Raw genomic sequence first — 25,290 nt, 5'->3', positions numbered from 1 at the left:
AAACCGCATGATCCCAAGGGCATGTTTGCGAAAACGTACCGCGCCACTGCGCTAGCCGGCCCAGGGTTCTGGAAATGAGAAACCCCGCTGCCCAAAGTGGGTCAGCGGGGTTAACGCTTAGTTCTGCGTGAGCAGCGTGCTGCTTAGAGCAGGCCGATCAGCTTCTTGGCGCCGGAAGCAGCGTCGCCCAGAGCGTAGAGAAGCGGCAGGATGAGGCCGAAGATGCCGGTGGAAGACAGGGTTTCCATTTTAAAATCTCCTTGGGATTGAAAGTGTGTGTATTAAGTGCGCCCTTCAGAAGGGCACAAGATTACTTCGTGGAGGACAGGGCGTCCAGCTTGGAGGTGTCCGGGGTTACCTCAACGGAGTCAGCGGTAGCAGCACCAGCGATGATGTCGAAAGCCTTAGCGAAGCCCTGGAAGAGGTTCTTGATGCCGGAAGCGAAGTCAGCGAAGTTGCCCAGCTGATCAGCAACGAAAGAAAGATCCATTATGGTCTCCTTTTGTGAAGTCCGGACTCAGAAGTGCCCGGAGGGGGTTTGCGGTTTTGCAGACACCCTCAACGGGCGTCACAGGAAACTATTTTGGCACACCTCCCCGACTTTGCAAGCGTTTAGGCTAGTTAATTTTTCGGGTGAAGATTATTGCGGATCAAGCATGCAACGAGCGTTATTTATTCACCCGACCTTAACCTAACCAGTAACAACGCCTCTAACTGCGGAAATAAACAGCATCAGGCGCGAGGCTCCAAGAAATTTTCTGCAGAACGTAACGCTAGCCGCTTCACTAGCGATTCATAGGCCTGACAAACAAAGTAAAAGCGCGAGATATTTTCCGCAAGAACACGCTCGTCTACCCCCATCCGGGGTGACATAAGGACACAAAAAGGTCTCAGAACAGAGAACGCTCCCCACGGTTGACCGTGGGGAGCGTTCGTTTTGCTACGGGCTGCGGCGACGAGACGCTTCAGCCCAGGGAGCTAGGCACTAGAAGCCCATGCCGCCCATTGCGTCAGGATCCGGCATGCCCGCGCCTGCACCGGCCGGCTCCGGCTTATCAGCCACAACTGCCTCGGTGGTCAGGAACAGGGCCGCGATGGACGCAGCGTTCTGCAGTGCGGAACGGGTGACCTTGACCGGGTCATTGATGCCAGCGGCCATGAGGTCCACGTACTCGCCAGTAGCCGCATTGAGGCCCTGGCCAGCCGGCAGGGACGCAACCTTGTCGGCAACAACGCCCGGCTCCAGGCCTGCGTTCTGAGCAATCTGCTTCAGCGGAGCAGACAGGGCTTCGCGGACGATCTTGACGCCGGTTGCCTCGTCACCGGTGAGGTCAGAGAGGGAATCCAGGACATCGGCTGCCTGCAGCAGAGCCACGCCACCACCGGCGACGATGCCCTCTTCGACAGCTGCCTTAGCGTTGCGCACGGCGTCCTCGATGCGGTGCTTGCGCTCCTTGAGCTCAACCTCGGTCGCGGCACCAACCTTGAGGACTGCCACGCCGCCGGCCAGCTTGGCTAGGCGCTCCTGCAGCTTCTCGCGGTCGTAGTCAGAATCGGAGTTCTCGATCTCGGCGCGGATCTGCTTGATGCGACCGTCGATCTGCTCCTGGGAGCCAGCGCCCTGAACGATGGTGGTCTCGTCCTTGGTCACGACAACCTTGCGTGCCTGGCCGAGGTACTCGATCTCAGCGGTCTCCAGGGACAGGCCGACCTCCTCGGAGATGACCTGGCCGCCGGTGAGGATAGCCATGTCCTGCAGGGTGGCCTTGCGGCGGTCGCCGAAGCCCGGAGCCTTCACGGCAACGGACTTGAAGGTGCCGCGGATCTTGTTGACTACGAGGGTGGACAGGGCCTCGCCCTCAACATCCTCAGCGATAATCAGCAGCGGCTTGCCGGTCTGCATGACCTTCTCCAGCAGCGGAACGAGGTCCTTGATGTTGGAGACCTTGGAGGAAACCAGCAGGATGTACGGATCCTCGAGGACAGCCTCCTGGCGCTCCATGTCGGTAGCGAAGTAGCCAGAGATGTAGCCCTTGTCGAAGCGCATGCCTTCGGTGACCTCAAGGTCAACGCCGAAGGTGTTGGACTCCTCAACGGTAATAACGGAGTCCTTGTTTACGGAGCCGTTGCCCACGGTGTACATAGCCTCGGCGATCTTCTCGCCGATTGCCGGGTCAGCGGCGGAGATGCCAGCGGTGGTGGCGATCTCTTCCTGGGTCTCTACTTCCTTCGCGGAGGAGAGCAGGGAGTCAACAACCTTCTTGGTGGCGGCCTCAATGCCACGCTTAATGCCCATCGGGTTGGAACCAGCAGCTACGTTGCGCAGGCCCTCACGCACGAGAGCCTGGGCCAGAACGGTAGCGGTGGTGGTGCCGTCACCGGCAACGTCATCAGTCTTCTTGGCTACTTCCTTGACCAGCTCTGCGCCGATCTTCTCGTACGGGTCCTCGAGCTCGATCTCGCGCGCGATGGAGACACCGTCGTTAGTAATGGTCGGGGCGCCCCAGGACTTCTCCAGGACGACGTTGCGGCCCTTGGGGCCGAGGGTGACCTTGACGGCGTCGGCAAGCGTGTTGAGACCACGCTCGAGGCCGCGACGTGCCTCTTCATCGAAGGCAATGATCTTTGCCATGTGTTTGTGCTCCTTAAGCTTTGTTGAGGACGACACTCACGTCTGGATCTATGACGGACGCCCGCGACGGCACGGCTGGCGAGTGTTCTCCAGCCCCAACCACATAGATGATTTTGATTCATTTCTGGCACTTGCCATGTGGAAGTGCTAGCGACCATTCTGGCACTCAGACCTACCGACTGCAAGATTCAACACGAACGGGCGGTGCGAAAGCACCGCCCACGAAAACGAACCGCCCGCTAGATCGAACCGCCCGTCACAACGAAGTCCCTGTCGCTCTTAAGCCGCAGCCTTCTTCGCTGTCCACTTATACGCCGCGGCAATGCCGGCAACGAAGAGGATGACACCCACGAACTTGGCTGCCGTGCCGCCCTCGAAGATCTCCAGCGGGGAATCGCCGCCTGATGCCGCGATGATGCCCGCATTGACCACGCCGAAGAGGGACTCACCCACGATGAGGCCGGTGGCCAGCAGCGTGCCCATGCGCTTAGCAAAGTCCGGCTTGGACTGGCGGGCCGCCCACCGGTTGTAGAAGTAGCCCAAGAAAGCGCCGATCGGCACCACAATGGTGATGGCTGCCGGCAGGTACATGCCCATGCCCACGGCCAGCGGGGACAGGGAGTACTTGTCGGTGAAGTGGCGCAGGCACTCGTCCACGATGATGATGACGGCACCAATAGCCGCGCCCAGACCGATGAGATCCCACGGCAGGGAGTTATCGAAAATACCGGAGGCTACCGAAGACATCAGCGCGGCCTGCGGTGCAGCCAGTGCGTCCTCACCAGCGCCTTCCATGCCCTGGAAGCCGAAGCCGGTGAGCATGACCTGCAGAATCGGCGGAATCACCAGGGAGCCGAAGAGGACACCGATAATGAGCGCTACCTGCTGCTTCCACGGCGTCGCACCGACCAGCTGACCGGTCTTGAGGTCCTGCAGGTTGTCATTGGAAATAGTCGCGATACCGAAAACAATGGCCGCAGTAAACAGCGTGTAGGCCACCAGCGACAGCGGCTCCGCGTCCGTCCCGCGGGTCACGGCGGCAATGATCAGCGCGGCAGCGATGACCGCGATGATGCCGATGGAGGAAATCGGCGAGTTGGAGGCACCGATGAGGCCAGCCATGTAGCCACACACCGACGCGATGATCAGGCCCACGAGCAAGGTGAAGAGTACGGAGACCGTGATGAGGACGGCCATGTGGTCGTGAATATCGGTGCCGCGCACGAAGTTCCACAGCAGCAGACCAATCGGAATCATCAGGACCAGGATGGTGCCAATGACATAGGGCGCCGGAATATCGCGCTCCTCCACCGCTACCTGCTGCCCGCCCTTGCGGTCACGGGAGGAGGCGAAGGACTCAGCCATGCCCTTGGCAATCGGGCCGGTGATCTTGATCAGCGTCCAGATCGCGGCGATAGCCATGGTGCCCACGCCGATGAAACGAATCCGGCCGGAGAAGACGGAATCAACAGTGTCCATGAGCGTGGCCGGATCACCCAGCCCCTCACCACCGGTGAGGATGGGCAGCAGGATGAGGTAGGAGATGACCACGCCGACGAGCATCGCAATACCCACGGCCAAGCCCACGAGGTGGCCCACGCCGACCAGCGCCAGCGAGAGGGAGCTACCCAGCGTCGTCGCGCCCGGGCCCAGCTTGAAGTAGGTGGCCACCTCGGAGGCGGCTGCCTTCATAGCCGCCAGCAGTGCCATGACGGCAGAAAGGATGCCGCCAAAAAGGATGACGTGCAGGCCCTTCGTGTTCTCTTCGTGGGCGGCCTCGCCCTCCTCACCGGTGCTATCGCCCACCTTGAGGACCTCCGCCGCGGCCACGCCTTCCGGATAGGGCAGGTCCGAGCCCGTCACCAGCGCACGGCGCAACGGAATGGAGTACATCACGCCGAGCACACCGCCGATGGCGCAGACCGCGGCGGTATCGATAAAGGAAAAGCCCTGCCAGTAGCCCACCATGACCAAGCCCGGGAGCACGAAGATGATCGCGGACAACGTGCCGGCCGCAGAGGCGATGGTCTGCACGATGTTGTTTTCCTTGATGTTGTGCCCGGCAAAACGGCGCAGCACCGCCATGGAGATCACGGCGGCGGGAATGGACGTAGCGAACGTCAGGCCCACCTTGAGGCCCAGATACACGTTGGCGGCGGTAAAGATAAGAGTGATGAGCCCACCAATGATGATGCCGCGCAGCGTGAGCTCGCGGAGCGTGGACTGGGAACCTTCGGCGGTGGTAGACGCCATGTCAGGTCCTTTCTAAAAAGAACTTATAAACAATATGGACTAGAACCGTGCATATGTTACTACCTAGCGGCCGGTAGGCCGAGTTGAGGATCCGAGTAGGTTGGAGTGCATGACCAAGATTTCTGAGTTTGTGAACAATGACCGCGACACTATTTTCAACCAGCTCAAGGAGCTCGTCTCCTTCAATTCCGTCCACAATGAGCCGGGTCTAGAGGACCAGACCGCGAAGGCGGCGGAGTGGGTCCACGCCGCGCTTGTCGACGCCAACTTCACCCCCGAGGCCATCACTACCGCTGACGGTTCCACGGCGATCGTCGCCAAGCGCCCCGGCAAGGAGGACGCGAAGACGGTGCTGCTGTACTCGCACTACGACGTGGTTCCTGCCGGAAACCCCGACGCGTGGGAGTCGGATCCCTTCACCCTGACTGAGCGCGATGGCCGCTGGTACGGCCGCGGTGCGGCTGACTGCAAGGGCAACGTCGCCATGCACCTGGCAGCCCTGCGCGCGCTCGACGCCAACGGTGGAACCGACCTCAACCTCACCGTGCTTATTGAGGGCTCCGAGGAACGCGGCGGCGAGGGCCTGTCCGCACTCATCGAGGAGCGCCCTGAGCTCTTCGCGGCCGACGCGATTCTCATCGCCGATGCCGGCAACGCCAAGGTAGGTGTCCCGACGCTGACGACCTCCCTGCGCGGCGGCTCGCAGATCAACGTCAAGGTCTCCACCCTCCACTCGGCCGTGCACTCCGGCCAGTTCGGCGGCGCGGCTCCCGACGCCGTCAAGGCGCTCATGCGCGCGCTGGATTCCCTGACGGATGAGTATGGCCGCACGACTATCGACGGCGTCGATTGCGAAGGCACCTGGCCGCTGGCCGAGGGCCAGGACACCGCCTACAGCGAGGAGAACTTCCGCGCCGACGCGCAAATGCTCGAGGGCACCGAGGTCATGGGCGCGCAGGACCCGGCCGGTGCCACCGCTATCGCGGATATGATTTGGGCCCGCCCGGCAGTGACCATCACCGGCTTTACTTCCACCCCGGTGGCCGAGGCCGTCAATGCCGTGCCCGCCACCGCAGAAGCCAACATCAACCTGCGCACCCCCGCCACCATGGATCCCCGCGCCACCGCGGAGGCCGTGGCCGAGCACCTGAAGAAGCACGTCCCGTGGGGCGCACACATCGAGGTCACCATCCTGGAGGCCAACCTGGGATTCGAGACCGACCCGGCAAAGCCCGCGGTGGCTCTGCTCGGCGAGTGCCTCGGCGAGGCCTTCGGCGGGGAGACCATCACCCAGGGCATGGGCGGATCCATCCCGCTGACCGTGGAGTTGCAGGAGAAGCACCCAAACGCGGAGATCGCACTCTTCGGCGTCGAGGAGCCGCAGTGCACCATCCACTCTGCTAACGAATCGGTCGACCCGACCGAGATTGAAAAGATCGCCATCGCCGAGGCGCTCTTCCTGCAGCGCTTCGTCTAAGCGCACCGCAGCGCTGCCCCCCCCGTGGCCCAGGTATCCCGGGCGGGCGGCGCAGTACCCCTCCAACCTGAGCCGCTAGCGACGTGGAAGAACGCCAACAGTAGACGCATATATAACTGTATGAAATGAAAATGTGAAAATTGGGATTTCAGACTGTATCGTGAGCACTAGTAGACGCCCGCCAGTGCGGTGGGTTTAGCCCAGTCCCCCGACAAGGAAAGGACGCCACCGCAACCTCGTGCTCACTCTCTTTTGTGCCTTGGTTCTAACCACCATCGCCGCTCCCTTCCTGATTTTCTATCTCGGCCGCCGTGCCTTCGGCCTCTTGGCAATAGTGCCCGCGGTTGGGTTCTTCTGGGTGCTCCAACGGCTGACCGATGGCACGCTGCGCGACGGCAACCAGCTGGCCTATGACCTCAACTGGATGCCAGCAGCGCACCTCGATGTCAGCTTCCGCATGGATGCGCTTTCCGCGTTATTCAGCCTCATCATCTTGGGCGTAGGCGCGCTGGTCCTGCTCTATTGCTGGGGCTATTTCAACCACTCCCGGCGGCGCCTCGCCCTCTTCAGCAGCCAAATGGTGGGCTTTGCCACGACCATGTATGGCCTGGTGATTTCCGATAATTTCCTGCTGCTCTACGTCTTCTGGGAAATCACGTCCCTGCTGTCTTTCCTCTTAGTGAGCTATTACGGCGAGCGAGCCTCGTCGCGTCGATCAGCGCAGCAGGCGCTCATGGTCACCGTCCTGGGCGGTCTCGCCATGCTGGTGGGCATTACCCTCCTCGGCCGCCAGACCGGCGCGTGGTCCTTCAGCAGTATCGCCGCCACCGAGGACCTCGCCAACACGCCCTACCTCACCGTGGCTATCGTGTTGATCCTCTGTGGTGCGCTCTCCAAGTCCGCCATTGCCCCAGCCCACTTCTGGCTGCCCGGTGCCATGGCCGCACCGACCCCGGTCTCGGCCTACCTGCACTCCGCGGCCATGGTGAAGGCCGGCATCTACCTCGTCGCACGCCTTGCCCCTTCGGTGCATGACATCCCCACTTGGCACCTCGTGGTCCTCCCCTTGGGTGCTTTCACCATGCTGCTCGGCGGCTGGATGGCGCTCAAGCAGCGTGACCTGAAGCTCATCCTGGCCTACGGCACCGTCTCGCAGCTGGGCTTTATCACCGCCACCATCGCCATCGGCTCCCGTGAGGCCATGCAGGCGGGACTGGCGCTGACCTTCGCGCACTCCCTCTTCAAGGCCGCGCTCTTCATGATCGTCGGCGCTATCGACCATTCGACGGGAACCAGGGACATCGACAAGCTTGCGGGCCTGGGCAAGAAGAACCCCGCGCTGTACGTCCTAGCCATCCTCCCCGCGATGTCCATGGCCGGTATCCCGCCCCTGCTGGGTTTCGTGTCCAAGGAAGCCACGCTCGAGGCCATCATGCACGAGGAACTACTCGTCGGCATGCCGCGCAACATGCTGCTCGTCACCGTCGTCGTCGGTTCCGCGCTGACGATGGCCTACGCGCTGCGCTTCTTGTGGGGAGCCTTCTCCTCTAAGGGCCAGGACGAGCCCTCTGAGGCGGTAGCAAACATGCACCACATCGGCCCCTTCCTGTGGATCCCACCGGCAGTGCTGACCCTGCTCACCATCTTCTTCGGCCTGCTGCCGCTGCCGCTCTCCCACGGCATCACGCAGCACTTGGACAACACCTTTGGGGCGCAGGACGCCTCCGAGCTCGCCCTGTGGCATGGCTGGACCATCCCGCTGCTGCTCTCCGTGATCATTATCGCTGCGGGTTCCCTCCTCCACTGGCAGCGCCAGGCGCTCACCAAGGCCCAATTCACCTACCCCGCATTGGGCTCTGCCGACGATGCTTACGACGCCATCATCAACTCCCTGCGCCAGCTCTCCCTGCGCATTACCGCCTCCACGCAACGCGGTTCGCTGCAATACAACCTCACGGTCATCTTCGCCACGCTCATGGTGCTGCCCATCGTCATGCTCATCCGCGGCGATCTCACCAACGTGCGCATGATCGTGGCCGAGAACCCCTGGCAGGCCATCGCCGCGGTGATCATCATCATCGCCGCCGTGGCCGCCACGGTGCTGGATAACCGCCTCTCCGGGGTCATCCTGGTGGGTGTGACCGGCTACGCCTTGTCCTTCATCTTTGCGCTGCAGGGCGCTCCGGACCTGGCGTTGACGCAGCTCCTCGTGGAAACCATCATCATGGTGCTCTTCATGCTGGTGCTGCGCCGTATGCCGGCCAATACCGAGTGGAAGCAGGATCCCAAAACCGGTCGCTTGCGCGCCTGGCTGGCGGTAGGCGTGGGCCTTGCCGTCACCGTGGTGGGTATGTTTGCCATCAACGCTCGGCGCGAGGAGCCCATCTCGCAGTACATGCCGGATCTGGCCAAGGAGATTGGCCACGGCGCCAACACGGTCAACGTCCTGCTCGTGGACCTGCGCGCGTGGGATACCTTCGGCGAGATCACGGTGCTCGTCATTGCCGCAACGGGTATTGCCTCGTTGATTTTCCGCACGCAGAGCTTTACCCGTGCCTCCCGCCGCCCGACCTTGCAGGTCACCGGGCGCCGCTGGCTGGCTGCAGGCGTGGAATCGGAGAAGGCACTCAACCGCTCGCTCATGGTGGACGTGAGCACCCGTATTCTCTTCCCCTCGATGATGGTGCTGTCCCTGTACTTCTTCTTCGGCGGCCACAACGCCCCCGGCGGCGGTTTTGCTGGCGGCCTCGTGGCAGCCTTGGCGCTGATTCTGCGCTACCTGGCTGGCGGCCGCGATGAGCTCGAAGAGGCGCTGCCTCTCGACGGCGGCCGCACCATGGCGGTAGGCCTGCTGCTCTCCCTCAGCGCCGTTATTACCCCGATGCTCTTGGGCTACCCGCCGCTGACCTCTGGGTACACGAAGGTAGGTATACCGCTCATCGGTGATGTGTCGCTGCCGTCCGCGCTGATTTTCGACGCCGGCGTCTACCTCATCGTCATTGGCCTGACGCTCTACGTGCTGTCCTCCTTGGGCGCGAAGCTCGATGAGGAAGAAGAGATGCGTAAGCAACGCGCCCGCGATCGCGCACGCTCCCTGGCGCGCCGCACACAAGCAAAAGAAACCGCTGCCACGGCAGAGAAAGGACACGCCTAATGGATGCCAATCTCATGCTCCTGCTCGCTGCGGGCGTGCTCTGCGGCACCGGAGTCTACCTGTTGCTCGACCGCGCGATGACCAAAATGCTGCTCGGCATCCTGCTGCTGGGCAACGGCGCGAACCTCTTCATGCTCATGGCTGGCGGCCAGGCAGGCTCGCCGCCTATCGACGGCCGGAACTCCCTCCCCTACGGCGATCAGATCGCCGATCCGCTGGCCCAGGCGATGATCCTCACGGCCATCGTCATTTCGATGGCGCTGACCGGCTTCATCCTCACCTTGGCTTACCGCCAATACCGCTACCGCTCCGCGGACGTGATTGAGGACGACACCGAGGACGCCGCTATCGCGGCGATTGCCTCGCGCCCGGGCAATGCTTCAGCCGCCCCTGACCACGACGCGTCTAATGACCCGACCACCGGCCGCACCACCAAGGAAGGCGATAAGTTTGGCCCCGAGTTCTTCGAGGCTCCCGTGAAGGAGGCGACCGATGAGTGAGACCATCTCGCCCCTAGTGGATCTGTTGCTGCCGTATATCAGCTACCTGATCCCCCTGCCGATCATCATCCCGGCCTTGGCTGCTGCGCTGGCGATGCTCTTTGCGCGCAATACCAATGCGCAGCGCCGCATCGCTTTCTTCTCGCTGCTCACGCTCGCCGTGGTGAATGCCGCTCTGATTGCCATCGCGGATACCACCGGCATTCAAACCCTTCAGGTGGGCGGCTGGGACGCGCCGGTGGGCATCACGTTGGTGGCGGACCGTTTGTCCACGGTCATGCTCTTTACCTCCTCCATCGTCCTCTTCTCCGTCATGTGGTACGCGATCGCACAGGGCGTGCGCGACGGTACGAAGGACGAGCCAGTGGCGGCTTTCCTGCCCACCTACATGCTGCTGACCATGGGCGTGAACGTGTCCTTCCTGGCCGGTGACTTGTTCAACCTCTACGTGGGCTTCGAAATCTTCCTCGTGGCCTCCTATGTGCTACTGACCCTCGGCGCCTCACCCGCGCGCGTGCGGGCCGGCGTGGGCTACGTCATGGTCTCCATGGCCTCCTCGCTCATCTTCGTGCTGGCTTTGGCCTATGTCTACGCCACGGTGGGCACGATGAACATGGCCCAGATTGGCATCCGGATGGAGGATATCCCGGCGGGCACCCGCTCCGCAGTGTTCGCCGTGCTGCTCATTGCCTTCGGAATTAAGGCGGCCGTCTTCCCGTTGGATGCCTGGCTGCCGGACTCCTACCCCACCGCACCGTCCCTCGTCACCGCGGTCTTCGCGGGCCTGCTCACCAAGGTTGGTGTCTACGCCATCATTCGCGCGCGCACCTCAATCTTCACCGATGGCGGGCTGGATGGCCTGCTCATGTGGGTCGCGCTGGCCACGATGCTCGTGGGCATTTTGGGCGCTATCGCCCAATCGGATATCAAGCGATTGCTGTCCTTCACGCTCGTCAGCCACATCGGCTATATGATCTTCGGCGTTGCCCTCGGAACCGCCCAGGGCTTGTCGGGCGCCATCTTCTACGCGGTTCACCACATTTTGGTGCAGACCGCGCTGTTCTTGGTGGTGGGCCTCATCGAGCGCCAAGCCGGCACTTCCTCGCTGCGGCGCTTGGGCTCCCTGATCTACACCGCGCCGCTCATCGCGATCTTGTACTTCATCCCGGCCATGAACCTGGGGGGTATCCCGCCCTTCTCCGGATTCCTGGGCAAGATCATGCTGCTCCAAGCCGGCGCGAATGAGGGTTCCTGGCTGTCCTGGGTCCTCATCGGCGGCGCGGTGATCACCTCCCTGCTGACCCTCTACGTCATGATCCTCGTGTGGGCCAAGGGCTTCCTGCGCGACCGCGGCGATGCGCCCGAGGGCAACCTCGCCATGGTTCGCCCTTCTCCACTGGGAGAAGTCACCGAGTACGTCGAATTGGAGGAGCGCGATGACGTCGGCCGCGTGCCCTTCGGCATGCTGGCGTCGACCTCCCTGCTCGTCATCGCCTCTGTATCGATGTCCTTCCTGGCGGGCCCCATCTCCGGTGTCACCACCCGCGCGGCCACCTCGGCGCAGGATGATTCCATCTACCGTTATGCCGTCCTGGGTGATTCCGCCGAGGACCCGACGCGCCACTTAGACCCCGCTGACCGCTACGAGGAGGGCGCGGATTCGCGAAAGAACCGCAGCGAGCCCCTCCCGGATCCGGAACCGGTGGCGCCGACCACGAGGACGTCGCCAAGCACGACGGCTACACTCCCCACGACCGTGGACGATGATGAAAAGGAGGTGTCGCGATGAGATTCTCCGGTATTAAGCACCGCTTCCGGCCATGGTTCATGGTGTGGATCGTCGTCATGTGGTGCATGCTCATGGGCGAAGTTACCGTAGCGAACCTGGTGGGTGGCCTGCTCGTCAGCCTCTTCATCGTCTTTGCGCTGCCGCTGCCGGCCATGCCCGTGGCGGGGATTTCGGTGAGCTGGGGCAAACTGCTCGTCTTCATGGCGCAGTGGTTTGTGGAGCTGATGGAGGCCTCCATCATGGTCGGCTGGCTGGCGGTGCGCCCGCAGCCGGTGCCGAAGACGGCGATTGTGAAGCTGCCGATGAGAGTGGAGAACGAGTTCGTTCTCTCGCTGGCGGTCAGCCTGTACAACCTGCAGCCCGGCGGCACGGTCTCCGATATCGACATTGCCAACCGCATGTTGACCATCCACCTGCTGAACGCCGATTCCGAGGAGGACCTGGAACGCGAAATCGCGGCCGTACGCAAGCTCGAGGCCGATATGATTGCCATCTTTGAAAGGAGCCACCCCTGATGGATACGGACCTGTATAACATCCTGCTCACCGTGGCCGCCGGCTTCCTCGTGGTGGCATTCCTCATCACCACGTGGCGCATCGTCATCGGCCCGAACTCGCTCGACCGGCTCATCGCTATGGACGGACTCGTAGCCATGTTCCAATGCGCCCTGGCCACCTATATCTGCTGGACTTTGGACACGACGGTCTCCAACGCGATGATCGTCGTGGCGCTCCTCGGCTTCATCTCCACGGTCTCTGTCACCCGATTTAGGAAGAGGGATTCATGAGTTACGCACTGATTGCCGATATCCTCTCCATCATCCTCATCCTCGTCGGCTCCATCCTCATCTTGGCGGCCGCGATTGGCGTGGCGCGCTTTAAGGACACGATGGCGCGCGTGCATGCCATCGCCAAACCACAGACCACAGGGCTCATCTTCACCATCGTGGGCGCGATCATCAAGGTGACGGGCTCCGAGGACTTCAGCGTGGCCGAGAGGGGCGACCTGGGAATCCTCGTCTTGCTCGTCCTCTTCGCCATGATCACCAGCCCGGTGACCGCGCAGAGAACCACGCGTATCGCCCGCCGCGAGGGCCTGTACGGTCCCCCGGAATCGATGACACGCAACGAGAGCCCGGCCGCGCGTTCGATGCGCCGAAAGTAAGGACACGGTACCTTTCTGCCGGGAAATGCTGGGACAATAATATAGGCTGCAAAAGGCACTAATAGGTGGTCAGGCGAGGAGAGTCGACGTGAAGAAGCTGCAAGGCGTACCAACGATGTGTGTTGTCCTCGCACTGGGCATCGCGGTGATGGTGTACAAGATCATCCAGTTCGATGGCCACAAGGCCTTCACCTTCATCCTCCCCTTTGACCTCGCCATCTACCGCATGGCTGGCGAGGATCTCAACGCCGGTGGCCTGCTGTACGACGCCCCCTATATCTTTGAATTCCCTTTCACTTACCCACCCTTTGCGGGCCTGCTGTTCAAGGTCCTGCCGTTCTTCAGCAAGGACGCGCTGACCATTATCTGGCCTTCGCTCATGTTCTTGGCTGTGCTGGCCATCATCGTCATGATCTTCCGCGAGCGGGGCGTGAAGATGACCCCGGCGGCCGTCCTCATCGCGGTGCTGCTTACCGCGCTGACCCCGGCGAATGAGACCATGCACGGGTCGCTGTACTACGGGCAGGTCAACGTCTTCCTCATGCTGCTCGTGGCCTTTGACTTCCTGCCTATCAAGCACCGCCTGCCGGGCGTGGGCATTGGCCTGGCGGCCGGAATCAAGCTGACCCCGGCCTACATGGGCCTGGCCCTGCTCTTTGAGAAGCGCTGGTGGGCCGCCGCGGGCGCGGTGATTACCTTCCTCGTCACGGTGGTGCTCGGATTCCTCTTCGTGCCTGATGCGATGGTGTTCTGGACCGATGCCATGTTCAACTCATCGCGTGTGGGCGAGCATGCCAACCCCGGGGCGAAGTCGCTGCGCTCACTCATGTTCCGCGAGCTCGGCATCGACGGTGGCATCTGGTGGATCCTGGCGGTCATCGTGGTCTTCGCGCTGACCTGCCTGGCGCTGCGCACCGCCTACCTGCGCGGCAACCGCTCGGCGGCCTTCGCTCTGACGGGCCTGAGCACCTGCCTGGTCTCCCCCTTCTCGTGGTACCACCACTTCGTGTGGACCATCCCCTTCATCGTCATGGTCTTCGTCTCGGTTAACCAGGCGGTGAGCTCGCGTGTGTCCGGCAAGGGCGGTGAGCAGCTCGCGGGGCTTGCCTCCGTGGCGGCCTTGTTCGTGCTCTCGCTGCCCTTCATGTCGGTGCCCGTGTGGTTCACCATGTCCTCGGCCAACCTCGACGCAATCGAATCCTTCCAGCCGTGGGCAACCTCGCTGTGGACGCTGTCCTGCTTGGCCTTCATCGTGGTCTACGCCGTGTGGGGCTTCATCGCACCGCGCAAGCGCGCGGTGGCGGAGAGCTAGGGGGACGTTTCGATCAATTAAGCCCCTGAAACCCCCAATTTTCGGGCCTTAATTGATCGTTCGGTACTTACGCCAGCCGCTCCATCTCATCCGCAGTGGCCTCAACCACCTTCTGCCAGCTGCCGGTCTCCTGGTACAAACGGCGCTGGCGCTCATAGCCCGCCCCGCCATCGATGATCTCCTGCACCAGCTGCAGCTCCCGGGCGCAGCCCAGCTCTTCCGAGAGCGGAGCCAGCTCCACCAAGAGATCCGCCAGCTCATCCTTGATCCAGCGTTCATCGGTCTCGCGCGAGGTGATGACCAGCGCGTCCATGCCATAGCGCGCGCCGCGCCACTTGTTCTCCGCCACGTGCCACGGCTGCAGCGTGGGCAGCGTTTCGCCGGCGTCGATCATGCGGTCATAGTGCACCACGAGGCAGTGTGTCAGCGCCACGATGGCGGAGAGCTCGCGGAGGTTGGAGGCGGCGTCGGAAATGCGCACCTCCACCGTGCCCCACTTGGAGGCCGGGCGGACATCGAAGTGCATCGAGCCCGTGTGATTAATAACCCCCGAAATGGCCTGGTCCCGCATGTAGGACTTCCACTGCTCCCAGTTCTCAAACTGGTAGGGCATGCCCGCGGTGGGCAGCTGCTGGTAGAGCATCGTGCGGTTGGAGGCATAGCCGGTATCGAGCCCCTCCCACCCCGGCGAGCAGGCGGAAATAGCCAGCAGATGAGGGTACTTCGTCATCAGCGCATTAATGATGGGCCACACGCGCTCCTCGTGGCTGATGCCGACGTGCACGTGGGTGCCCCACAGCAGCATCTGCTGCCCCCAATACTGGGTGCGGTTGATAATTTCGGAGTAGCTCTCCTTGTTGGAGACGGGGTTTTGCCGAAAGTCCGTAAAAGGGTGCCCGCCCGAGGCCCACAGACGCACGCCCAAGGAGTCGGCCGCCTCACGCACTGCGCTGAGCGACGCCCGCAGGTCCCCCATCGCCTCCGGCACCGTCCGGCACACCCCGGTTACCAGCTCCACCGTGTTTTGGAGGAATTCCTTTTCCAGGTGGATGTCGGGATGAGCGGCGTGCACGCGATCGATGAGTTCAGCGCCGCGTGGCACGAGATCCCAGGTCGCTGGATCAACGAGGGCAACTTCCCACTCAACACCCAGCGTGGGCTCGGGCGAGCGGGCGAAGTTCTCTTCCGGAATATTCACCCATTCATCCTATCCGTCGGGCGGATGAATTTAATAAGATTTTATTCCCTAGGCTTGGGGAACCGCGAGGACAACCACGACGGCATCGCCCTTGGTGTAGTCCCCGGTCAGCTCGGCCGGGTACGGAGCAATCGCTTCCGCCGGCACGTTGGCACCGTAGTACTGGGCGGCAACTTCTTTGGCCAGGCTCTCGGCGGCCGCATCGCCCTCAGGGAAGTAGACGGTGGTCTTCGGTGCAACGAGGACGTCGCCGCTGATATTGCCCACCTCGGCGATGTGGAAGTGCTGGGACTTCAGGCGCTCGGCCTCATCGGCAGCGAAGTTGGCGCGACCGGAGTTGTTGTAGACGTTGACGGGGATCTCCGCCTGGGCGCGGTCGGGGCTACCTGCGGCAGCACCTTCCTCAGCGTTGTCGTCGCGGGCAGCGTCACGCTCGGCTTCAGCATCGCCGTCTGCGCCAGCCTCGGCGTCAGCACCGGCAGCATCCGACTCCTCGCGGTTCTTGTCCGCCTCTCCTTCCGCGCCACCAGCTGCAGCACCGTCGCCCTCGGCGCCGCCAGTCGCGGGGCCGGATACGACAGCATCGTTTCCTGCCGGCGCGTTCTGCGCGGTGTCCTCGGAGTCATCAGAGGTCATGGCATAGAGCGCCCACATGCCGAGCATGACGGCAACGGCGATGAGCACCATGGCGAGCCCGCGCAGGGGGAGCTTGCTCGCAGGAGCGGCAGCGGCGGCCGGGGCGGCGGCCGCGTCAGAATCGGCGGCGTGGCGCGCGTGGTCAGCGGACGAGGCAGAGTTTTCCGGATTCACATTAGTCACATTGGCAACTTTAGTATCTGATTCGCTCAGTCTGGGGCATTATCGCGTGCGGCGCGCCGGACGTCGTCGCGGACGTCGCGAAGCCGGCGCAGGCGGGTGACCAACAGCGGGTAGGAGGCGTGCGCTGCGGGGTCATCCAGGAGCACGTTGAGGCGCTGGTGATAGCGCACCGGAGTGATGTCCAGCTGCGTGCGGATGGCCTCCTCCTTGGCGCCGATATCGCGCGGGGCGTGGGACTCGAACTCCAAAATCGCGGCGTCTAGGTCTGACAGGGAGTGCATGCTTAGACTGTATGCCATGACTATTCGTCCCATCGTTATCCACGGCGACCCGGTCCTCCACAATCCCACCGAGCCGGTCACCGAAGCCATCGACTCTCCTGAGCTGCAGGAGCTCATCGCGGACATGCACGAAACCATGGACGCCGCGCACGGAGTTGGGCTGGCCGCTAACCAGATCGGCGTGAACAAGCGCCTCTTTGTCTACCATTGCCCCGACACCGACGGTCCCAATGGCACCGAGCTTCCCGACGGCGGCATGCGCCGCGGCTGCGTTATCAACCCGGTGCTGGAAACCTCCGAGATCCCGGAGACCATGCCGGCTGACGACGGCTCCGAGGACGAGGGCTGCCTCTCCGTCCCCGGCGAGGGTTTCCCCACCGGCCGCGCCGACTGGGCCCGCGTGACCGGCAAGAACGAGAAGGGCGAGGACATCTCCATCGAGGGCTACGGCTTCTTCGCGCGCATGCTGCAGCACGAAACCGGCCACCTCGACGGCTTCGTCTACACCGACGTGCTCACCGGCCGCTACAAGCGCCAGGCCAAGAAGGTCATCAAGCGCAACGGGTGGACCGAGGCCGGGCTTACCTGGCTGCCGGGCGAGGACGAGGACCCCTTCGGGCACGACGACTAATGTCCCGCATCTTCCGATCCGATGACGTCTCCGTGGGCGAGCGCGTCGTGGCCCGGCGCGATTTCGACGGCGTGTACAGCGATGTCATCGGCCACGTGCTCAGCCTGGATCCACTGCTCATCCGGCCGCAAGAGGTCGGCGGCTACCCGTCTTCGCTCGACGCGGTGGAGATTCCGCCGGAGCAGCTCAAGATTATTAAGCGCCTCTCGCCGCGCACGGTTCGCAACTCCGATATCCGGGCCGTCGAGGTGGCCACCGCGGCGGCCTTCCCCGGCAAGGAGCACACGTGGACCTCGGATGGCCAGTGGCTCATGCGCGCCGGCGACGGCGTGACCGGCCGCTCCAACTCGGCGATCCCGCTCGGCCCTTCTGCGGGTTTCCTCCCGGTGCCGATGGAGGAGATCGAAGCGTTTTATGCCCGCCACGAGCTGCCCGTGTGCCTGGCCATTCCGGAGCGCATCGGTGCCTCCGCGGAGAAGCTGCTGGCAGCAGAACCCGAAGCGTGGGAGCTCGAACCGGAGATCCTCGTGATGGTGCGCGATTTGGCGGAGCTCCCTGCCCCGGGGGACGTCAGCTTCCGCATCGACGAGCAGCCCGATTCCGAGTGGCTCGACCTCTACCACTTCCGTGGTCAGGCCCTGCCGCCGTTGGCCCTGGAGTACCTGCGCAGCCGCATCGACGGGACGATGGGCTTTGGGCGCCTGCTCGCCCCGACGGGTGAGACCATCGCGATTACGCGGGGCACGCTGACGGAATCCGGTGACGGCACCGTGTGGCTGGGCTACTCCGCCGTGGAGGTCGCCGAAGGTTGGCGCCGTAAGGGACTGGGCACCGCGCTGGGCGCGCACATGCTGGCCTGGGGCAAAGCCCAGGGTGCTGAGAAAGCCTACCTGCAGGTCGTGGCGGGTAACACGGCCGGGATTCGGCTCTATGAGATGCTCGGCTTCCTAGAGCAGCACCGCCACCGTTACGCCCGCCGCCTGCCTCAAGTACCCTAAACCACATGCGCATCGCTACCTGGAACATCAACTCCGTCCGCACCCGCGCCCAGCGCGCGGTGGACTTGCTGGCCAAACACGACATCGACGTGCTCTGCCTGCAAGAAACCAAGGTGGCGGATGCGAAGTTCCCCCGCGAGCCTTTCGAGGAGGCCGGCTACCACGTCACCTGCCACGGCCTGAACCAGTGGAATGGCGTGGCCATCCTATCCAAGGAAGAACCGGAGGAGGTCCAGACCTTCTTCCCTGCTCAGCCGGGTTTCCACAAGGACCCCGCCAAGGAGCAAAAGCGCGAGGCCCGGGCGGTCTCAGCCCGCATCCGCGGGATTGAGATCTGGTCCCTCTATGTTCCCAACGGGCGCGAGATTACGGACCGGCACTTCGATTACAAGCTGGACTTTCTCTACTCCTTGGCGCGCTATGTGGAAACCCGCGCGCAATCGAAACTACTGCTCACGGGCGATTTCAACATCGCTCCGCGGGATGAGGATGTCTGGGACATCTCTCTTTTCCGCGGCAAGACGCACGTCACCGAGCCCGAGCGCGCGGCTTTCCAGATGCTTCAGGAGGCCGGGCTGCAGGAGGTCACGCGCCGTTTCACCGAAGAGGAGCGCTGGACTTACTTTGATTACAAGTCCCTGCGCTTCCAGAAGAACGAGGGCATGCGCATCGACTTCCAGCTAGCCAGCGAGCCACTAGCGCGCCTCGTCCAGGGCGCCCAGGTGGACATGGTGGAGCGCGCCGGTGACAAGACTTCCGACCACGTGCCGCTGATCGCAGATTTCGATGTCCCCGATTTCGCGTCGGTGCGCTAGCCTGCCATGAACGTGAACGTCGATCTCTCCGTCTGGCAGCTCGTGCTGCTGGTTATTGACTACGGCATCAAGATCATCGCCATCGGCGTGGTCCCCGAGGGCCGCCGCCCCTCCAGCTCTACCGCCTGGCTGCTGGCCATTCTTGTACTTCCCATCGTGGGGCTGCCGCTGTTCTTGCTCATGGGTTCGCCCTACATCAACCGCCGCCGCCACCGCATCCAGCAAGAAGCCAATGCGCTGCTAAACGACGTCACCGCCTCCACCCCCAACCATCCCTCCGGCCGGCTTTCCCCGGAGGTGGAATCCCTCATCCAGCTCAACCGCAACCTCACCGGGCACCCGGCCCTCATCGGGCACAACAAGGGCCTCCACGCCTCCTATGAGGAGGCCATCTTGGCCATGGCGCGGGCCGTGGACCGGGCTGAGAAATACGTGCTCATTGAGATCTACATCCAGTCCTGGGATGAGGTGACCGATGTTTTCTTCCAGTCCCTGGCGCGCGCCCGCGAGCGCGGCGTAGAGGTAAAATTGCTGCTGGACCAGATCGGCAGCCTGAAATACAAGGGCTACTTCACGCTGGGCAAGCGCCTCACTGACATTGACGTCGACTGGCGGCTCATGCTTCCGCTGCAGCTGCATAAGGGACGTTTCCGCCGCCCGGACCTGCGCAATCACCGCAAGATCGTGGTCATCGATGGCCACACGGGCTTCTTGGGCTCGATGAACATGATCAAGCGCGAGTACAAGACCAAGGACCGCGCATGGATCGACTACATGGTCGAGATGACCGGACCGGTCGTCACCTCGCTCGCCGCGGTGTTCGCGGTGGATTGGTATCTGGAATCAGAGGAGCAGCTGTCCTTGGACATGCAGCCCTATGACGACGCCATGACGGCCGATTCCAACCACTTGCAGCTCGTTCCTTCAGGCCCCGGCTACACCACGGAACCCAACCTGCGCATGTTCAACTCCGTGGTGCACCACGCAAAGGAAAAGCTCATCCTCTGCTCGCCCTACTTCATCCCGGATGAGTCCCTCTTGGAGGCGGTGACCACCGCCTGCTACCGCGACGTCGAGGTGGAGCTCCTGGTATCCGCGAAGGCGGACCAGTTCATGGTGCACCACGCGCAGTCCTCCTACTACCAGGCACTCTTGGAGGCGGGAGTGCGGATCTTCCAATTCCCCGAGCCCTTCGTGCTGCACTCCAAGTTCATCCTGGCGGACCCGGGCCTGCCGGAGCGCGAACCGCTGTGTATGTTCGGGTCTTCCAACATGGATATGCGTTCCTTCGGCCTCAACTATGAATCGACCATGCTGGTGGCCAAGGGCGACCTCATCGAGGATTTCACCCAGCTGGCCACCAACTACAAGAAGGTCTGCCACGAGCTCACCCTCGAAGAGTGGAACGAGCGCGGCGTGCTGCGCCGCTACGTGGACAACGTCATGCGCCTGACTTCAGCGCTGCAGTAGGAGCACGCCCGCGAGCTCGATGTGCCTCGCCCTTGATTGGGCATGACCTATCCAGAATATGCACCCAGCGCCGCATCGTACGTCCACACTTCTGCGGTAATTCCGGTGGCGCGCTTATACAGCTCGCGCTCAGTCAGAATACAAAGGTCGCCGCCACCAACCTGCTGAGTCATCATATCCACCATTGATAGACCCGCACGGTGCCTTGAGACGAGCTCGGTGATGAACTCCTTGTTCCACTGAAAGTCATGCAGGATCCATGGGGCTTGTTGATGGGCGGTCAGCTCTAGCATCTGGGAAAATTTTTCCGCAATATTGCGCCTCACGTCGCCCTGCGGAAGCTGCGCAATGTGATTTCCGGTTTCAATCACCGCGGTAATCGGCAGGATGAACTTCGCGTTCTCACTTTGGCGTTCCGCAAAATCGATTTTGGCTTGTTCTTTAGCTTGGCATTTGTGAGGAATCGCAAGCAGGTTATCCAGCACAGAGGTATCGATGAAGTAAACGCGCATCAGCCGATCCCAAAAAGCCGATTCATGTTCTCGAAACTAATCTGCGTTTCGGTGTCATCGACTAATTCACCAGCGGTGACCGCAGCACCCAAGCTGTGCTTGGAAATGGATTCCACGAAATCCGGTAACTCCACCAAAGGCGAGAGCTCGCTTTGCCCGGTTCTGCTATCCCGGTAGCACACTGCTACCTGACCGTTTTTCTCCCCAGAAATCTGGTCCAAGATGGCAGGACTGTGGGTCGTGACAAGAACCTGCGAGTCATGTTTGCGTGCGGATTCGCTAAGCATCTGCATAACTCTTTGCGCCTGCGAAGGGTGGAGCCCGTTTTCCATTTCTTCGACGACAATTTGAGCTACTGGGTTCTCTACGTCATCACCAAGTTCAAGTGGCTGTTCGATATCCAAGTCCTTGGGCGCAGTTTTAAGCGCCGTTGCAATTGCGAGGAATCGGAGGAGGCCATCGCTCATTTCACGAGCAGGCGTTCTTTCTTGCTTTCCATCTTCGAAGTGTTCCACGAGGGTCAGCATGACTTCGTCCAACGGGGAGTCAATAAAGTCCAGTGTGGAATCCACTCCAGTCACGTGAGCGGCCAGCTGCCCTAGCTCTTGGAAAGTCTTGGGGGAATCCTTGTGCAACTGCCACAGCACCGCCGAGAGGTTCTCACCGCTACGCTTCAGCTGCGTGCTCTTCCTTGGAACGTAATCCCGCATAAGGCTGGGGACTGGATCGAGGTGAAACACTGATCGAAGCGCCATGGACACAATCGACGCCCCTTTCAACACTGAATTCTCTGCACGGTTCTTTCCCGCAAGCACCGCTTTAATCTGTCCCAAGATAAGGCGAGAGTCACGCAAGAGTGTGGTGGGGTTTGCCCCACGCTTTCCGCTAAAAATTAACGTGTAGATCCCAGCTCGGTTGTCTGCTGCCGGCTGGGTCTTAAACAACTCTGCATCGCTAGTGCGGGTGCCGCTCTTTACGGAATATCCGGTACCCACGAGGCTTTCTTTGACAACACGCAACTCCGGATATACCTGAACCTCGACGTCATAGCGGTACGTATCTGTCCCAGATTCAACGGTACAGCCCAGTTCAAAGCTCTCGGTGCCATGCGGGGCGCAACCACGAGAGCCACCTCGGATCGGGCCGGTTTGGGTCATGCGCCCATCAAGTGCGTCTCCTAGTTCTGCCCCCGATGCTAAGCGGGACAAAACCTCCAGCCCATCCAAAGCATTCGACTTTCCAGAACTGTTTAGGCCAGTCAGAAAAGTGACTGGATGCAGAGTCAATACAGCATCTTGGAAGGACTTGAACTTGCTCAGGCGAAGCTCAGCGAGACGTGGGGTAGCCATGCGGCCAATAATACGCATGAACGCTCTCTGCGTTGTGCACATCTGTTGAACTTCACGCAGCTCCACGAGCCAGACGCGTGGACACCACGAGGCCGCACAGCGAGATGAAGCTGCAGCACACCATGCCGATGGCCATGGTCAGCGCGGCGTTCGAGCCCCAGCCCATGAGCGGGCTGATAACGCTGGCCAGCATGGACTGGCCAAAGCCCATGATGGCGGACACGCTTCCTGCGCGCGGGCGCATCAAACCCGTGGCCAATGCCGTGGCATTGCCCATGATGAAGCCGGTCGGTGCCACACAAGCGAAAAGCACAATGAGGCAGACCCACACCGGGGCGCCGAGCACCACCGATAGCAACAAGAGCACCCCGCATGCGAAGACGCCAGTCACGCCGGTGCGCAGCATGACCGCCGGGGAGACCGAATCCATCGCGCGCGAGTTAATCAACGTGGCCGCGAAGAGGCCCACGGAGTTGATGCCGAAGACCATCGAATAGCCCAACGGCGAGAATCCCCACTGGTCCTGCACCACAAACGCCGAGGCGGAGATGTAGCAAAACATCGAACAGAAGCCGAAGGCCATGGTCACCAGGTAACCCCAGACCCGGGCGTTAGTCAGCACCGCCCAGTAATTGCCCGCCACCGTGCGCAGCAACCCGTCGCGGGAGCGGCCGCCCGCGGTTTCCGGGACGATAGCGATGGCCAGCACCAACTGCACCGCATGCAGCCCCGCCAGCACCCAGAAGATGCCGCGCCAGCCCAGCGGCTCCGCCAGGATGCCGCCCAGTACTGGGGCTACCGCCGGAGCGATACCTTGGAGCGCCATGAGCAGCGAATAGGCTTTCGCCGCCGCGGCACCATGCACGAGGTCCGGGACCACCGCGCGGGAGAGCACCACGCACGCACCGCCGCCGAGGCCCTGCAGCACGCGGGCCACGACGAGCACCGAGGCGGTCGGGGCCATCGCCGCCAATACGGAAGCCAGCAGAGCGAGAAAGGCGCCGGCGATAAGGAGGCGCTTGCGCCCGATGACATCGGACAACGGGCCCATGATGAGCTGGCCCACGCCCATGCCGACGAAGAAGCCCGAGATGGTCAGCTGCACCATGGCCCGGGTGGTGCCCAGATCGGAGACGATCTCCGGCATCACCGGCAAGTACATATCAGTAGCGAAAGGCGCTGTTGCGGACAACAGCGCCAACGTCGCCAGAAGCGGAAAAGGGATCACGCGTCGCGCTGCTCCAGCACGATAACGCCCAGGATCCACAGCACACCAGCCCAGCCGAAGAAGACGAGGGCCTCAAAGCCAATCGAGCTCCACGGGGCGTTCTCATCCACGTAGTCCAACGCCCAGTTCTGGAAAGCAGTAAACGGCATGAAGTGGATGACCTTGTCTCCCACCACCGGGAGCAGGCGCACCAAGTTTTCCAGACCCATGTACAAGATGAGGGAAATCGCCACCGTGCCTGCGGTTTGCCGCAGCAGCAGACCCAGACCCTGCACGAAGAGCACCGCGCCAAAGGCCGCGATGGGGAAGGCCCACAGCATGTGCTTGCCGTCGTCGCTGGAGAAAGGCTGGAAGGCCTCCGCCGCGGATTCGTTTGCCGTGAGATCCGCCAACACGAAGATGTACACCAATCCCAAGAAGGCGATGACAGCCGCAATCACGCCGTACACCACCAGTTTGGCGCAGGCCACGCTCCAGCGATTCGGGTTGGCCAAGAAGGTGAGGGATTGCGTCTTGTAGCGGTACTCCGTGGTCACCATCATCGCGCCCTGGATCATCATGATCGGCACGCCCATGAGCAGGAGGACGGAGGCCAGGCTCATCGGCTGCAGCGGGCTAATGCCCAGCACCGCCTCCCCCGCGTTGAGCGAGTTCAGCAGCGTCCAGCCGGTCACGATGAGGAAGATGAGCGCCGTGGTCCACCAGAAGGACTTAGTCGTGCGCAGCTTCGTCCACTCCGCGTGAACAGTGTTGAAAAACATTAGAGCTGGGCCCCTTTCTGCGGTGCCTCCGCTTGGTACTGCACCGCGCGATCCGTCATGGCCACATAAGCCTCCTCCAGTGAGGCGCGGTGGAGGGTCAATTCCGTCAGCGGCACTCCCGTGGAATAGGCCAGCTTGCCCACGTAGTCTGTGGTCTGGTGAGGGATCACCAGCGTCGGGCGCTGCTCTTCATCGACCGACTCGCGGAAGGTCACTCCAGCCTCCTTGAGCGCCGAGCCGAACTCGCGCAGGTGCTCCGAACGCACCACAACCGAAGCGCTGGAGTTTTCCTTCACAAAGTCATAGGTGCGCTGATTGGCCAAGAGCCTGCCGCGGCCAATGACCACCAGGTGGTCCGCCGTCTGCGCCATCTCCGCCAGCAGGTGGGAGGAGATGAGCACTGTGCGGCCTTCTGCCGCCAGCGCCCGCACGAGCGAGCGCACCCAGCGAATACCTTCCGGATCGAGGCCATTGACCGGCTCGTCCAGGATCAGCACGCCCGGATCCCCCAGCAGTGCGGCAGCCAGGCCGAGGCGCTGGCCCATACCGAGGGAGAAGCCGCCGGCCTTCTTGCCAGCAACATCAGCCAGCCCCACTAGGCCCAGAACCTCATCGACGCGGGAGGTAGGAATACCGTTGGCCTGCGCCATCCACAACAGGTGGTTGGCGGCGGTACGGTTGGCGTGGACCGCTTTGGCGTCGAGAAGCGCGCCCACCTCCCGCAGTGGGTTCTTCAGCTCGCGGTAGGGCTTGCCGTGCACCAAAGCGGTGCCAGCGGTGGGCTTGTCCAAGCCCAGGATCATGCGCATCGTCGTTGATTTTCCAGCGCCGTTGGGCCCCAGAAAGCCGGTCACTTGGCCCGGCTCTACTTGAAAGGTGAGGTCATCGACGGCGCGGACAGACTTGTACTGTTTGGTCAGTCCGGCTACTTCAATCATGCTCTACAG

At 62.3% G+C, this 25,290-nt stretch carries 23 protein-coding genes; 12 read left to right on the top strand and 11 right to left on the bottom strand.

Translation table 11 applies throughout. The features are described from left to right. Positions 1 to 310 precede the first annotated feature (310 nt). From HMPREF2806_RS03325 to HMPREF2806_RS03315, 3 genes are all read right to left on the bottom strand, one after another. Complete coding sequence (locus tag HMPREF2806_RS03325; protein WP_046647186.1) at positions 311 to 490, bottom strand: PorH family porin; 180 nt, start codon at positions 488 to 490, stop codon at positions 311 to 313. Between the two features lie 495 nt (positions 491 to 985). After that, the gene (gene groL, locus HMPREF2806_RS03320; RefSeq protein ID WP_046647185.1) at positions 986 to 2,632 is read right to left on the bottom strand and encodes a chaperonin GroEL; all 1,647 of its coding nucleotides are present in this window, start codon (positions 2,630 to 2,632) and stop codon (positions 986 to 988) included. 279 nt (positions 2,633 to 2,911) lie between these two features. Further along, the gene (locus HMPREF2806_RS03315) at positions 2,912 to 4,885 is read right to left on the bottom strand and encodes an OPT family oligopeptide transporter (RefSeq protein WP_070516188.1); all 1,974 of its coding nucleotides are present in this window, start codon (positions 4,883 to 4,885) and stop codon (positions 2,912 to 2,914) included. A gap of 109 nt (positions 4,886 to 4,994) precedes the next feature. Between HMPREF2806_RS03315 and HMPREF2806_RS03310 the strand changes: the two genes are divergently transcribed. The 8 genes from HMPREF2806_RS03310 (at position 4,995) to HMPREF2806_RS03275 (ending at position 14,281) form a co-directional block, all read left to right on the top strand. Beyond that, entirely contained in the window at positions 4,995 to 6,362 is a 1,368-nt protein-coding gene (locus HMPREF2806_RS03310) for a dipeptidase (RefSeq protein ID WP_070516186.1), read from the top strand. A 238-nt stretch (positions 6,363 to 6,600) separates the two neighbouring features. After that, entirely contained in the window at positions 6,601 to 9,516 is a 2,916-nt protein-coding gene (locus HMPREF2806_RS03305) for a Na+/H+ antiporter subunit A (protein ID WP_070516184.1), read from the top strand. After that, entirely contained in the window at positions 9,516 to 10,016 is a 501-nt protein-coding gene (locus tag HMPREF2806_RS03300; RefSeq protein WP_046647182.1) for a Na(+)/H(+) antiporter subunit C, read from the top strand. Before HMPREF2806_RS03305 ends, HMPREF2806_RS03300 begins: the two co-directional genes overlap by 1 nt. Then, positions 10,009 to 11,805, top strand: coding sequence for a Na+/H+ antiporter subunit D (locus HMPREF2806_RS03295; protein WP_070516182.1), 1,797 nt, complete (start codon positions 10,009 to 10,011; stop codon positions 11,803 to 11,805). The genes HMPREF2806_RS03300 and HMPREF2806_RS03295 overlap by 8 nt, the downstream gene beginning before the upstream one ends. Beyond that, on the top strand, positions 11,802 to 12,320 hold the full coding sequence (locus tag HMPREF2806_RS03290; protein ID WP_070516180.1) for a Na+/H+ antiporter subunit E: 519 nt from the start codon (positions 11,802 to 11,804) through the stop codon (positions 12,318 to 12,320). The genes HMPREF2806_RS03295 and HMPREF2806_RS03290 overlap by 4 nt, the downstream gene beginning before the upstream one ends. After that, positions 12,320 to 12,592 (top strand): monovalent cation/H+ antiporter complex subunit F, encoded by a 273-nt coding sequence (locus tag HMPREF2806_RS03285; RefSeq protein WP_046647179.1) that lies wholly within the window; start codon positions 12,320 to 12,322, stop codon positions 12,590 to 12,592. The genes HMPREF2806_RS03290 and HMPREF2806_RS03285 overlap by 1 nt, the downstream gene beginning before the upstream one ends. After that, the gene (locus HMPREF2806_RS03280; RefSeq protein ID WP_070516178.1) at positions 12,589 to 12,969 is read left to right on the top strand and encodes a monovalent cation/H(+) antiporter subunit G; all 381 of its coding nucleotides are present in this window, start codon (positions 12,589 to 12,591) and stop codon (positions 12,967 to 12,969) included. Before HMPREF2806_RS03285 ends, HMPREF2806_RS03280 begins: the two co-directional genes overlap by 4 nt. Positions 12,970 to 13,057: 88 nt before the next feature. Next, on the top strand, positions 13,058 to 14,281 hold the full coding sequence (locus tag HMPREF2806_RS03275; protein ID WP_070516175.1) for a glycosyltransferase 87 family protein: 1,224 nt from the start codon (positions 13,058 to 13,060) through the stop codon (positions 14,279 to 14,281). Positions 14,282 to 14,348: 67 nt separating this feature from the next. Here HMPREF2806_RS03275 and HMPREF2806_RS03270 read toward each other — a convergent pair whose 3' ends face one another. Genes HMPREF2806_RS03270 through HMPREF2806_RS03260 form a run of 3 tightly spaced genes read right to left on the bottom strand, consistent with a single transcriptional unit; the run spans position 14,349 to position 16,579 of the window. After that, entirely contained in the window at positions 14,349 to 15,479 is a 1,131-nt protein-coding gene (locus HMPREF2806_RS03270; protein ID WP_070516173.1) for a glutamate--cysteine ligase, read from the bottom strand. A gap of 48 nt (positions 15,480 to 15,527) precedes the next feature. Continuing rightward, on the bottom strand, positions 15,528 to 16,298 hold the full coding sequence (locus HMPREF2806_RS03265) for a LytR C-terminal domain-containing protein (RefSeq protein WP_118779488.1): 771 nt from the start codon (positions 16,296 to 16,298) through the stop codon (positions 15,528 to 15,530). Positions 16,299 to 16,324: 26 nt separating this feature from the next. Further along, entirely contained in the window at positions 16,325 to 16,579 is a 255-nt protein-coding gene (locus HMPREF2806_RS03260; RefSeq protein ID WP_070511158.1) for a DUF3263 domain-containing protein, read from the bottom strand. A gap of 16 nt (positions 16,580 to 16,595) precedes the next feature. Between HMPREF2806_RS03260 and HMPREF2806_RS03255 the strand changes: the two genes are divergently transcribed. From HMPREF2806_RS03255 to HMPREF2806_RS03240, 4 genes are read left to right on the top strand one after another with little or no spacing between them, the layout of a single operon-like run. Continuing rightward, positions 16,596 to 17,210: a peptide deformylase gene (locus HMPREF2806_RS03255; RefSeq protein ID WP_070516170.1), complete on the top strand. Its 615-nt coding sequence runs from the start codon at positions 16,596 to 16,598 to the stop codon at positions 17,208 to 17,210. Next, positions 17,210 to 18,208, top strand: a complete 999-nt coding sequence (locus tag HMPREF2806_RS03250) for an N-acetylglutamate synthase, CG3035 family (protein ID WP_070516168.1) — start codon at positions 17,210 to 17,212, stop codon at positions 18,206 to 18,208. Before HMPREF2806_RS03255 ends, HMPREF2806_RS03250 begins: the two co-directional genes overlap by 1 nt. A 5-nt stretch (positions 18,209 to 18,213) precedes the next feature. Further along, entirely contained in the window at positions 18,214 to 19,023 is an 810-nt protein-coding gene (locus HMPREF2806_RS03245) for an exodeoxyribonuclease III (RefSeq protein ID WP_070511166.1), read from the top strand. 6 nt (positions 19,024 to 19,029) lie between these two features. Then, a complete protein-coding gene (locus HMPREF2806_RS03240) occupies positions 19,030 to 20,493 on the top strand; it encodes a phospholipase D-like domain-containing protein (RefSeq protein WP_070516166.1) in 1,464 nt (487 codons plus the stop codon). 47 nt (positions 20,494 to 20,540) lie between these two features. Here the strand turns inward: HMPREF2806_RS03240 and HMPREF2806_RS03235 are convergent, their stop codons facing one another. The 5 genes from HMPREF2806_RS03235 to HMPREF2806_RS03215 are packed head-to-tail and all read right to left on the bottom strand — an operon-like array spanning position 20,541 to position 25,281. Further along, on the bottom strand, positions 20,541 to 21,005 hold the full coding sequence (locus tag HMPREF2806_RS03235) for a hypothetical protein (RefSeq protein WP_070511170.1): 465 nt from the start codon (positions 21,003 to 21,005) through the stop codon (positions 20,541 to 20,543). Further along, on the bottom strand, positions 21,005 to 22,354 hold the full coding sequence (locus tag HMPREF2806_RS03230; protein WP_070511209.1) for an AAA family ATPase: 1,350 nt from the start codon (positions 22,352 to 22,354) through the stop codon (positions 21,005 to 21,007). The genes HMPREF2806_RS03235 and HMPREF2806_RS03230 overlap by 1 nt, the downstream gene beginning before the upstream one ends. A gap of 52 nt (positions 22,355 to 22,406) precedes the next feature. After that, complete coding sequence (locus HMPREF2806_RS03225) at positions 22,407 to 23,582, bottom strand: multidrug effflux MFS transporter (protein ID WP_070516163.1); 1,176 nt, start codon at positions 23,580 to 23,582, stop codon at positions 22,407 to 22,409. Continuing rightward, a complete protein-coding gene (locus tag HMPREF2806_RS03220) occupies positions 23,579 to 24,343 on the bottom strand; it encodes an ABC transporter permease (RefSeq protein ID WP_070516160.1) in 765 nt (254 codons plus the stop codon). The genes HMPREF2806_RS03225 and HMPREF2806_RS03220 overlap by 4 nt, the downstream gene beginning before the upstream one ends. Continuing rightward, positions 24,343 to 25,281, bottom strand: coding sequence for an ABC transporter ATP-binding protein (locus tag HMPREF2806_RS03215; protein WP_070516158.1), 939 nt, complete (start codon positions 25,279 to 25,281; stop codon positions 24,343 to 24,345). Before HMPREF2806_RS03215 ends, HMPREF2806_RS03220 begins: the two co-directional genes overlap by 1 nt. Positions 25,282 to 25,290 lie beyond the last annotated feature (9 nt).

The sequence above is a fragment of the Corynebacterium sp. HMSC076G08 genome (assembly GCF_001811515.1).
Lineage (GTDB): Bacteria > Actinomycetota > Actinomycetes > Mycobacteriales > Mycobacteriaceae > Corynebacterium > Corynebacterium hiratae.
This window is presented reverse-complemented; position numbering and strand designations above follow the sequence as displayed.